General features: G+C 43.3%; 7 protein-coding genes. 3 read left to right on the top strand and 4 right to left on the bottom strand.

The genetic code is table 11. The features are described from left to right. Positions 1 to 10: 10 nt before the first annotated feature. Genes AC570H_RS18530 through AC570H_RS18540 form a run of 3 tightly spaced genes read right to left on the bottom strand, consistent with a single transcriptional unit; the run spans position 11 to position 7,325 of the window. Positions 11 to 2,416 carry a TonB-dependent siderophore receptor gene (locus AC570H_RS18530; RefSeq protein ID WP_497357596.1) on the bottom strand — a complete coding sequence of 802 codons (2,406 nt, stop codon included), beginning with the start codon at positions 2,414 to 2,416 and terminating at the stop codon, positions 11 to 13. 19 nt (positions 2,417 to 2,435) lie between these two features. Continuing rightward, positions 2,436 to 4,874: a TonB-dependent siderophore receptor gene (locus AC570H_RS18535; protein WP_497357598.1), complete on the bottom strand. Its 2,439-nt coding sequence runs from the start codon at positions 4,872 to 4,874 to the stop codon at positions 2,436 to 2,438. Positions 4,875 to 4,907: 33 nt separating this feature from the next. Beyond that, positions 4,908 to 7,325, bottom strand: coding sequence for a TonB-dependent siderophore receptor (locus AC570H_RS18540; RefSeq protein WP_497357600.1), 2,418 nt, complete (start codon positions 7,323 to 7,325; stop codon positions 4,908 to 4,910). Positions 7,326 to 7,500: 175 nt separating this feature from the next. Between AC570H_RS18540 and AC570H_RS18545 the strand changes: the two genes are divergently transcribed. After that, complete coding sequence (locus AC570H_RS18545; protein ID WP_497357602.1) at positions 7,501 to 8,703, top strand: NAD(P)/FAD-dependent oxidoreductase; 1,203 nt, start codon at positions 7,501 to 7,503, stop codon at positions 8,701 to 8,703. Here the strand turns inward: AC570H_RS18545 and AC570H_RS18550 are convergent, their stop codons facing one another. Continuing rightward, positions 8,704 to 9,402: a DUF4397 domain-containing protein gene (locus AC570H_RS18550; RefSeq protein ID WP_497357604.1), complete on the bottom strand. Its 699-nt coding sequence runs from the start codon at positions 9,400 to 9,402 to the stop codon at positions 8,704 to 8,706. A gap of 532 nt (positions 9,403 to 9,934) precedes the next feature. Between AC570H_RS18550 and AC570H_RS18555 the strand changes: the two genes are divergently transcribed. Together AC570H_RS18555 and argG are read left to right on the top strand one after the other, a co-directional pair. Further along, positions 9,935 to 10,627: a GNAT family N-acetyltransferase gene (locus AC570H_RS18555; RefSeq protein WP_497357607.1), complete on the top strand. Its 693-nt coding sequence runs from the start codon at positions 9,935 to 9,937 to the stop codon at positions 10,625 to 10,627. An 11-nt stretch (positions 10,628 to 10,638) separates the two neighbouring features. Further along, positions 10,639 to 11,829, top strand: coding sequence for an argininosuccinate synthase (gene argG, locus AC570H_RS18560; protein ID WP_497357609.1), 1,191 nt, complete (start codon positions 10,639 to 10,641; stop codon positions 11,827 to 11,829). Position 11,830: the final 1 nt, after the last annotated feature.

Raw genomic sequence — 11,830 nt, forward strand, 5'->3', positions numbered from 1 at the left:
ATCATGAGGTTTAAAATTTATAGGCAATACTTAATCTGTAGTTTCTTGGAGCTTCGGCTTGCCAGTAGTAGGCATTGAGCCATGAGTAGTACGAGCCAGAGTATAAATAACGGTCTAAAATGTTGAATACATTTGCCGTAACCCTGATCTTGTTTCTGCCATAAAAAATACCGCCATCAAGCTTGAAATAATTAGGCAGCTTTTGTAAGCCAGCACTCCAGGTATCTGTTGCTCTACCGGCTTGATAAGTAAAGCCCGCCGATGCACCAGCGCCTTTTAACACGCCACTTTGTATGTCGTAGCTTAACCAGCTATTGGCTACATGTTTGGCAAAGCCTGGAACAATATCACCAACGGCAATGCCTTGTACGCCAGGGGTCAGCTCAGTTACCTTGCCATCGGTATAGGCATAGTTGGCGATGAGCTTTAGGCCAGATAAAATCTCACCCCTAAGGTCGAATTCAACTCCTTGTGCCCTTTTTTCGCCCAGGGGTACGCTGTAGTTTTCTTTAGAGCCATCAGGACGGGTACCATTGGTAGGGTCGGTAATGAGTTCGTGCTGTTTCAATATCCTATACACCGAAAGCGTAGTGTTCCATTTGCCATCAAACCAGTCTCTTTTAATGCCAAATTCAGTGTTGGTACCGGTAATTGGGTCGGGGGTGCCTCCGCTACGCAAAATGCCACTTTGTGGGATAAAAGCTTGGTCGTACACTCCATAAACAGCAGTGTTTTTGTCTATCGAAACGCTTAAGCCTACACGTGGCGTAAATCTGTCTGCCTTATCCGAAGGATTGCCCCACGACGATTGGTTCACATAGGTATAACGGCCAGCCAAGGTGAGGCGAACCTTATTATTAAAAAAGCCCAGTTCCTCTTGTACATAACCACTCAGGTATTTTTGATCCATTAGGCCTCCAATGGCAATTGCTCTTTCTTTTACGCTTTGCTCGCGATTAAAGTTCGGATAGCCATTGGTTGGGTAACCATAATTCGGCTGATAGATATTAAATGGAGAAGAAGGTAGGTCCAAATCGTGCGATTGGCCCCAATCGGCAAAGTATTCTTTCTTGCCACCGTCAAACCCAGCCAAAATGCGGTGGGTAATGCTTCCGGTTTTGGCCTCGCCGTTGATGAACAGCTGACCCAGTTTCATGGTGCTTTCGGCATCCCAAATGGCTACGTTTCTAATTACGTCGCCGTTGCTGCTCACCTTTGAAGGCCATGAGCTGGTACCGGTTTGGAGGTATTTGAAGTATGCCGCCTGCGCGGTAATCTTCCACTTGTCGCCCAGGTTTTGGGTTAGGTTTAAAAATAAGCTATGGTCTTTAATGCGGGTCGGATCAACGCCTGGTTGGGTCATGGTAAACTTAGGTCCCACTTTTGCATATTGATCGGTACCGAATACGTAGTAAGAACCTACCTCGGTCATTTTTGCATTTTGCAAGGCATACTCAGCCGTAAATTTGGTGCTATTGGTAATTTGGTAGCTCAACGAAGGGGCAAAGCTATAACGGTCGTTTTGCTCGAAAGGCCTAAAGCTGCCTTTGTTTTGTACAGCGGTATTGAGCCTGAACAACAACTTGCCATCAGCCGTTATCTTGCGATCAAGGTCAACTGTTGTTCGGTACAAATCGTAACTCCCCAAGGTAAAGCCTACTTCGCCGGTGTTAGTGCCCATGGGCTTTTTGGTTACTACATTGTACATGCCGCTCGGATCGCCACTGCCCAGCATAAAGCCGGCTGGGCCTTTTACAAATTCGATATGATCAACAAAGCTCATGTCTTCGGTTAAAGGACCCCAGAACGAGGCTACCACGTTAAAGCCGTTGCGCATGGCTTGGATCTGAGAACCTCGCATGTTAATGTTGGTATATAAATCACCCCAGTGCTCTAACCTTACGGCACCACTCACATTGCGGATCAAGCCGTCGCTCATGCTGATGATCTGTTGATCGGCAATGGCATCGGCACTTACAATCTGGATGTTTTGAGGCGCTTCTAGAACAGGCTCGTTTAGCCTCAGGCTAGAAGATGGTGTGCTGATTTTATATTTGTTTTTTCGGGTTTGGATAGAAACTTCCTTCAATACCTGGCTGTTTTCGGTCAGCACGAAATCTAATATTGCCGTTTCTCCGGCAACCACGGTGATGCTCTTTTCTTGTGTATTGATGCCAACCGCACTCACTTTTAAGGTATAAGTTCCGGCTTTTACTTTGGTAAAACTATACTCGCCGCTTTCATTGGTAGCGGTACTTTGGTTTTTGTTTTTCAGGCCTACGCTCACAAAAGAAGCAGGCTGTCCATCGGCAGTAGTAATCTTGCCTTTAATGCCTCCGCTTTGTTGTGCAAATGCAGGCATTCCGGCAAAGACAATCAGGGAAGCTAGGAATAGGTAAAATAATTTTAAACGCATTGTATGTTTTTAGATAAGTTTAAAATTTATAAGCAATACTTCCGGTATAGCTTCTTAACTGTTGCGGGTTCATGGTGCCATAGCCAATCCAATATTTTTCATTGGTAAAGTTGTCGGCTTTCACCCCAATCCTGTATCGGGTATGATCGTAAAATAAGCTCGCGTTCAATACGGTATAGGCAGGCAAAATGAACTGGCCCATGGTAGCACTGTTTACAATTTTGTTATCGCTGGCATAGTTGCCGCCAACACCTACACCAAAGCCTTTCATCGTACCATTCATCAACTTGTAGCTTAACCATAAATTGGCGGCATAAGGAGACATAGAATAAGCATCTCTGCGGCCTTCTACATCTGGCGTAGCGTTAACCAGTTTGTTGTCGTTATAAGAAAAGCCAGCTATAATGTTAAAGCCTTCTATAGGATTGGCAATGATTTCGGCCTCTATGCCTTTGCTGATTTTTGTGCCATTTTGGATACTGAAATTCTGATCGGCAGGATCAGGCCTCAAAATGTCTTTTACCTTGATGTAGTAATACGAGAATGTACCGCTTAATTTGTTGCCAAAAGCGTTAAGTTTTACGCCACCTTCCATTTGATTGGCTTGTTCAGGTTTGAAAGCGACGCCGGTTTTACTTCTTCCATCAACGTTATTGAAACTGTTTTGGTAATTGGCAAAAAGCGAAACCTGATCTTTAACCGGTTGGAAAACCAATCCAAATTTTGGAGAGAAGGCAGTTTGCTTATAGCCCGGACTAGTTTGATTGCCTGCACGGTCAAAATTGCCTTTATTGTCAAAACGGTCTACCCTTAAGGCGGCCAATGCCATCAACCTGTCGCTGAGGTTAATTACATCCGATGCAAAAACACTGTAAGTATTCGATCTGATGCCAATTGGGTATCTCGGAACATTGCTTAAGCTTGCATAATAGTTGGCGAGGTTATGTTCGTTAAAGTTGCCATAGGTAGGCGAATTTCCATCTTTTCTGATCAAGTCGTAGGTATCGATAGAGTAGAAGATCTGATCTGAGTTCTGGCGGAAGAAATCCAAGCCAACAACCAGCCTGTTTCTCAACGAGCCAATATTGAAATCGCCGTTAAAGTTTTGCTGAATTTCCCATACATTAATTTTGCTATTGTCGGTAGATTGATCTGCTCTTGACAATAGGTCCGATCCTGGTCCAGCACCTGGATTTCCCAAAGCAGGGTAGTTGTTCGGCACCAAGAAGAAATAAGGGCTGCGGCCATTAGAAAAACTGTATGTACTTGTAAAATTGGTTTGTGAAGTCCAGTTTTTGCTGATTTTGTAATTGGCCTGTGCAAAGAAATTGCTCGATTTATATTTTTGGGTCAAGTCGTTGCTGTAGTACGATTTTTTATAATCCAAACCAGCTTCATCTGCCCTGGTCACGCCTAAATCGGCAGTCGGGAAATAAAAGAAGATTACAGGCCTTCCAATATTGGTTCCATTGGCAAATTCGGCATCAAACTGAAAACTTAACCTGTCGTTTACTTTGTAAGAAAGGCTTGGGGCAATAAAAAAGCCTTTGTCAAATCCATTATCCTGAAAAGTTCCGTTGTAGTTATAGGCTGCATTTACACGGGCATAGATTTCATTTTTTTTATCAATAGGTGTATTGAAATCAACACTTACACGATTAAAATTGTAGCTGCCAACGGCATAGTTTACTTCGCCACCCAAACCTTGATAAGGTTTTTTGGTAATCCTGTTCATCAAGCCGCCATAAGAGGTCAATGTACTGCCAAATAGGGTAGCCGATGGACCTTTGATCACTTCGAGGCGCTCTAGATTCGCAGCGTCTACGCGACTGGTTACATTACCTGCAATGCCATTTCTTAACTTGCCTTGCATAATGAAGCCTCTTGAGCTGTAATAGGCGCCACCATCGCCACCGCGACCGGTAGCTTCCCACATTTTTTGGATACCTGTTGCATTACGGGTAGCATCGTCAACAGAGAAAACCAGTTGGTCTGCCATCACCTCTTTAGAAATAGTGGTGTAAACCTGTGGGTTTTCCAAATTGTTTAAAGGCATTTTGCCTACGTAATCGCTGCTTTTTACGGCATACTTGTTTTTTTTGCTGCCGCTGATGGTTACTTCCTTTAAGTTTTCGCTGTTCTCTGAAAGTACAAAATCGATATTTAAGGTTTCGCCAGCTACAACAGTAATGTCTTTTTCTTGCGTATTGATGCCAATGGCGCTTGCCCTTAGCACATATTTGCCGGGCTTTATTTTAGTAAGCTTGTAAGTGCCCTGCTCATCAGTAGCAGTGGTTTGGTTTTTGTTTTTAAGGCCGATGCTTACATCAACTGCAGGCAGGCCGTCGGAGGTTGTAATTTTTCCCTGAATGCTGCCGTTTTGCTGTGCAAATGCCGGATTACCCAAGAGTAAAGCGAAGAGGGCAACTAAAAGGAGGTATGTTGTTTTTAAATACATGATGAGTGAGTGAATGTGAGTTTTTGGGATGTTCTAAAATTTAAAAGCCAGGCTTGTAACGAAATTGGCCGGCTTTTGTGGATTTACAGACCAGTAGCCGGTATAATAGGTTTCGTCTGTAAGGTTGTTGGCATTGAAGGTTACCCTCAGGTGCTTTGCATTGTAGAAAAGGCTGGCATTTACCAGTGTGTAGCTTGGCAGTTTGAATACGCCGGTAACGCTATTGTCGATCACCTTGTACACACCTGCGTAGTTGGCACCTAAGCCTATACCAAAATCTTTAAGCAGGCCTTGGCTAATTTTGTAGGTTGCCCAAAAGTTAGCCAGGGTTTGTGGGCCTTGGCCACCCGGACTTCTGCCCACTTCGTTATAAAAATCATTAGGTGTAGCTGTGTTTCCTTCAATCACTTTGATCCTGCCGTGGCTAAAGCCTCCAATGATGTTCAGTTCTGGTACAGGGTTGGCATTGATTTCCAGTTCAAAGCCACGGCTTTGGGTTTTGCCGCCCTGCATGGCGCTGGTTGGCGAGAAATATACTCTGTTAGCTACTTTGGTGTCGTAGTAGGATACCGTTGCAAATAACTTGTCGGCAAAAAGATTGGCTTTTGCTCCAAACTCAAACTGATTTGCTCTTTCTGGCTTAAATGCCTTTACGCCCAAGCTATTTCCATCATTATCGAATATTTCTGATGGGGCTACATTGTAAAAGGCATTCATGTAGTTGGCGAAAACAGAAACCTTATCCAAGATAGGCTGGTAAACCAAACCGAATTTTGGCGAAAAGGTCAACTGGTCGTAGTCATCGGTTGCTACATTGGCCTTGTTTTCAAAATAATCTATTCTTAAGCTTAACATTGCCGATAGGGCTGGGGTAATGTTTACCACATCTGATGCATAGGCGCTGTAAGCCCTGTTGGTAATCTTGGTATCGGTATGGTCTGAAGCATCGAGCTGGTTTTGAATAACCGATGCGTTAAGGCCATCTGGATTTGATGAGTCTGTATCCACATAACCGCCTTGTGGATTAACACGACGGGTACTGATCCAGTCTGAACTGTTGTTTTTTACCGTACGGGTAAAATAATCCAAGCCAATTAATACACGGTTTCTGACGTTGCCAATTTTAAAGTCGCCATTAAAATTCTGTTGCACATCAAAAGTAGTAGTGTTATAATCTTGATCGTTAAAGTACTGGTAGAAATAATTTCTCTCGTTGGGTTTGGTATCGTCAACGCCCCAGATGTAGCTGTAAATTCCATCAGATTTGATATTGCTGGCCGAAAAAACGGTTTGTGAGTTCCAACGGCTATCAAATTTGTACAAGGCCTGCGCCTGTAGGTTTTTTCTCGGGTTTTTAATGCTGAGGTCGTTGTTGGTAAACGAAAGCTTGTTGTTGAGATTGAGCGCTGTAATATTTTTAAAATCGAGCGGGCTTACCCTGTCGGTGTTAAAAAACACAGGAGCTACTGCTCTTTTTTCATCTAAGATTTCAGCCAATAATTGGAACGACAGCTTATCGTTAACCTCATAAGCAAAGCTCGGGGCAATAAAGAAGGATTTCTTGAAGCCGGCATCCTGAAAACTCTTCTCGGTTTGATAGGCCGTGTTTAAGCGGAAGGCGATTTTTTTGGTTTTGCTTAAAGGTGTATTCAAATCTACGGTTACGCGGTGCAGGCCAAAGCTTCCGACGTTGTAGCCAACTTCGCCACCAAAGCTGTAATATGGTTTTTTGGTAATGGTATTGATAATGCCGCCGTAGCCATAAAAGCTGGCGCCAAACAGCGTACCCGATGGCCCTTTCATTACCTGTATTTCTTCAACATTGGCCGGATCGAGGTTGCCGCTCACTAAGCCTGGCAAACCATTTACCAATCCGGGTTGGGCTTCAAAACCTCTTAGGGCAAAATAAGAACCGCCATCGCCGCCTCTGCCCGTCGATTCCCAGGTTCTGGCAATTCCAGGTACGTTGCGCAAAGCATCGTCATAATTGCTAATAGTCTGCTGTTTCATTGTTTCGGCAGATACGCTGCTGTAAACTTGAGGATTTTCCAGGTTTTTAAGAGGCATTTTGGCTACCGCCGATGTTGTTTTATTCACATTTCTGGCCGATATGGTTACTTCTTGCAGGTTTTGCTTATTTTCTGCCAGTACAAAATCAATGGTCTGAGACTGGCCAGCCACAACGGTTATGCTTTTTTGGGTTTTGGCTATGCCAACTGCCGAAGCTGTAAGGGTATAAGTTCCCGGCTTAATGCGGTTAATCACATACTCGCCATTCTCGTTGGTGGTCGTACCTAAGGCTTTGCCAGTTAAAACTACCGTGATATAAGGGGCCGGTAAACCATCGGCAGTGGTAATTTTTCCCTTGATGCTTCCGTTTTGCTGTGCAAAGGCTACAAAAGAAAGGAGGAGGAGTGAAAGTGTAATTGAAAAGGGTAAACGTAGCTTCATATCAATTATTCTTATTTAGATCAATTATAAAGAGCGCAAATTAACGACAAGAATTCCTAGCATCCAAATTATTTTGAATAATTCTAAATAAGCTTTGTGAAAAGAGCTCTTCGTTAAAATGGCTCTCAAAAAAACATAATGATTGTATCTGCTGTTAGGTTGAAAACCAAATCAAATGAATATTAGATCGAATGAGCCCTACTGGCTAGTAAAGAATGGCATTTTAAACTCCTATCCCTCATTAAGAACAGACTTAGTTTGTGATGTGCTGGTCATTGGCGGGGGCATAACCGGAGCGCTAATGGCTCATTCGTGTATTAAAAACGGATTCGAAACCATACTCATTGATAAGCGAGAAATCGCCAATGGCAGCACTTCGGCTACGACTTCTATGTTGCAATATGAAATTGATGTGCCTCTTTATCAATTGATTAAACAAATAGGGCATGAGGGTGCAGTAGCCAGTTACAAGGCATGTAGGGATTCGATAATTCAATTAGAAGAAATTGTAAAGGAAATAGATTCTGCCTGTGGCTTCGAATCAAAGGAGTCGCTTTATTTCGCAGGCAATAAGAAAGATGTGAAGTGGTTGCTTACCGAGTTTGAAGCGCGTAAAAGCAATGGTTTTAAAGTGGAGTGGCTAGAAGGCGACATCATTAAAAGCCGTTATGGCCTAATCGCAGAGGGTGGCATTTTATCTGCCGATGGGGCAAGCGTTGATGCCTTTTGTTTAACCCACGACTTGTTGCACTATAATGTGAAAAAAGGCCTACAGGTTTTTGACAAGACCGAGCTAGAAAAGGTAAAATACGAAACAGATCATGTTTTGGCACTAACCCATACAGGTGCAAGCATCAAGGCAAAGCATATCATTTATTGCACTGGCTACGAAACGCAGCAACTCTTGCCAGAGACTGTTGTAAAACTCAAAAGCACCTATGCGATGGTTAGCGAAAGGATGGAAAACCTAAGCGAGGCACTTTCAAATACCTTATTTTGGAATACCGATTCTCCTTACCTGTATATGCGGAGCACGGCTGATGGGCGGCTATTGGCGGGAGGCGAAGACGAAAACTTTAGGAACCCCTTAAAGCGCGACGCCTTGTTAGACCGCAAGCAAGGCAAATTGTTCAAAACGGTTCAAAAACTGATGCCAACTATAGATTTTATCACCGATTTTAGCTGGTGTGGCACCTTTGGAGAAACCAAGGATGGATTGCCGTATATCGGAACCCATCCCAAGTTTGAACACAGTTATTTCTGTTTGGGCTTTGGGGGCAATGGCATTACCTTTTCGGTAATTGGTGCGCAGTTGATCGCCCAAATGATAAAAGGACAAAGTAATCCCTTAGCCCAGTATTTTAAGTTTGGCCGTTAATTATTGGTGTAGAATGACCTGACCGTTAAAGGCTCTTTCTTCGCCACTGGCTGGCGTAACTACGCCACTGGCTAAAATGGTATAATACTTGCCGGCAGTTAAGGTAATGTCTGTTAGCGTTGCCTTAACTATTCCAGCACCGTCCTTAAGCTCAAGAGTTTGTTTGCCTGGGGCTATTTGTGTAAATGCGCTTGCACTTTTGTAGGTTTTGCCGGTAAAAAGCGAACTGCCGCCCTTAACAACCAAGTCCATTGCCGGTGCATCGGGAGAAACATGTACAAACCTTACAAACGCCTTATCTGTTGAAGTGGCCGATAAGTCATCGCTCACCACCAGTGCCTCAAAACTAGCTGGCCTGTTGATGAGGTACAAGCTAGTATAGCTGTTTTGTGAAATAGAAACAGATTTGGTAAGCAAGGTTTCGCCACGGCCAGCCACTGTAAACCTAATGGTATGGTTGCCAGTTAAAAATGGCAGGTACTTGATTTGGCCACCAAAAGGCAAAGCCCCACTGTTCATTTTTGCATCGTCTGCATATACATCGTAAGTAGCCGAAGTTGGCGAAGTATTAACCACGCTGAGGTTTCCTGCACTTGGCTGTTCGGTACTGCTGCTTTTGCACGCTGCCAATGCAACTATGCCAATTAAAACAAAAAGCAAACAAGCTTTAATACGATTAGAAGTATAATTTTTGATCATAATGAGTAAATATAGAAGTTAAAATGCTGTTTTTGAAATTTTAGGTGCCTCAAAAACATTCCGGCTACAAATATTGCCTTTATCTGATGGATAACGATGTTAAACTTTGTTAAATTGTATCGATAACATAAGGAAATTAAAATTAGAGAATAAGAAATGGTACCCATGTTATGAACCTATTTTTCTTTTTCCCGTTTCTCTGTCTTTCTAGAAAAAATGTAAAAAAATAAGATTCTTATTGCACAACTCAATTTTTATTTAAACCTTTGCGCCTCAAGTAATTTACAACGGGCTAGCATATCAAAAAAATGAGCAAGCAGATTATACATAAACTTTCCATCTTAGAAGCAAAAAACATTGCTGCCGAGAGCTTGTTTATTGAGCGCCTGCGACCCGTATTCTTCGTTACTACCAATCGGCAAAACTACACGCCGCGTATTTAGTACTCCATATTCTAGATACACTCAGAGGAATTGATCCTCTCTAAAAACCCAATTAACAAGAAGACCTTATTTTTTTCGTTAGATAATTAATGAATATAAACGATTTTATAGTGCAAGTTGCACTTCCTGAACATCGTGTTTTCGCTGAAGAAATCTGCACAGAAATGGCAGAATCCGCAAAAGCAAGAGGTACAGGTATCGCAAAGCGTTCCCCAGACTATGTTGCAGGCAAGATGCAAGAGGGGAAATCTGTTATCGCTTTTCACAAAGATGGCCGCTGGGCTGGTTTTTGCTACATCGAAACTTGGAGCCACGGACAGTTTGTGGCCAATTCTGGACTGATTGTTAGTCCCGAGTTTAGAAAAGCAGGTTTGGCACATGCCATTAAAGAAGCAATCTTCCAGCTTTCGCGAACGCTATATCCCAAAGCCAAGATCTTTGGCCTTACTACCGGATTGGCGGTAATGAAGATCAATTCAGACTTGGGCTATGAACCCGTTACCTATTCGGAACTGACGCAAGATGAAGATTTTTGGAAAGGCTGCCAAAGCTGTGTCAACTTCGAAATCTTGAAAATGAAGGAGCGCAAAAACTGTATGTGCACGGCGATGCTTTACGATCCGGCCGAGAAAAAACACGAGGCCGCAAAGGTTTTTGCCGAAGAACTGCAGAAAAAACCAGGCCTTTACGAACGTTTCATGCGCATTAAGCAGCGCTTGGTGGTGAAACCGAAATCAGGCTTAAAATCCATTTTATTATTGTTTACCCTTTTATTTAAATAGCATAGCACCCCATGAAGAAGAAAGTTGTTTTAGCTTTTAGCGGAGGTTTAGATACCTCGTTTTGTTGCATCCACCTGGCCGAAGACCGCGGTTTGGAGGTACACTCGGTAATTGTAAATACCGGTGGTTTTTCTGACGAAGAATTGCAGGAAATCGAAAAACGGGCCTATGCTTTAGGCGTAGCTTCGCATGCTACGGTTGACGAAACAGAGAACTATTACAATTCTTGCATCAAATACCTGATTTATGGCAACGTGCTTAAAAATGCGACCTATCCGCTTTCGGTTAGTGCCGAGCGCGTAAGCCAAGCTACTGCCATTGCCAATTATGTAAAGAAAATCGGTGCCGATTATGTAGCGCACGGAAGTACCGGAGCCGGCAACGACCAGGTGCGTTTTGACATGATCTTCAATATCCTTATTCCAGGAGTAGAAATTATTACGCCAATTAGGGATCTGAAATTATCGCGCGAAGCAGAAATCGAATACCTGCGTGAACATGGTGTAGAATATAGCGCCGAGAAAGCGACCTATTCAATTAATAAAGGCTTATGGGGCACTTCGGTAGGTGGAAAAGAAACTTTAACTTCTCATGATACCTTGCCAGAAAGCGCTTGGCCAACCCAGGTTTCTGAAACAGAAGCACGCAAAGTAGAGCTGACTTTTGAAAAAGGCGAATTGGTAGCCGTAGATGGCGAAAAAATAGAACCGGTAAGAGCCATCCAAAAATTACAGGCTATTGCCCAGCCTTTTGGCATCGGCAGGGATATCCATGTTGGTGATACCATTATCGGAATTAAAGGCCGTGTAGGTTTTGAAGCGGCAGCGCCGATTGTCATCATCAAGGCACACCATACTTTAGAGAAGCATACCTTAACCAAGTGGCAGCTGAGCTGGAAAGAACAATTAGCTTCTTTTTATGGCAACTGGTTGCACGAAGGTCAATTCCACGATCCAATTATGCGGAACATCGAAGCCTTTTTAACAGATACCCAGAAAATGGTAAGCGGCAAAGTGTTTGTAGAATTGTTGCCTTATCGTTTCCAGGTAATCGGGATCGAATCTGCGCACGATTTGATGAGCAATAAATTTGGCAGCTATGGCGAAATGAACAATGCCTGGAGCGGAGATGACGTCAAAGGATTCTCTAAAATATTTGGCAACCAGGTCATGATCTGGCATAAAGTAAACGAAGAGGCATAAG

This window comes from Pedobacter sp. B4419 (genome assembly GCF_059693725.1).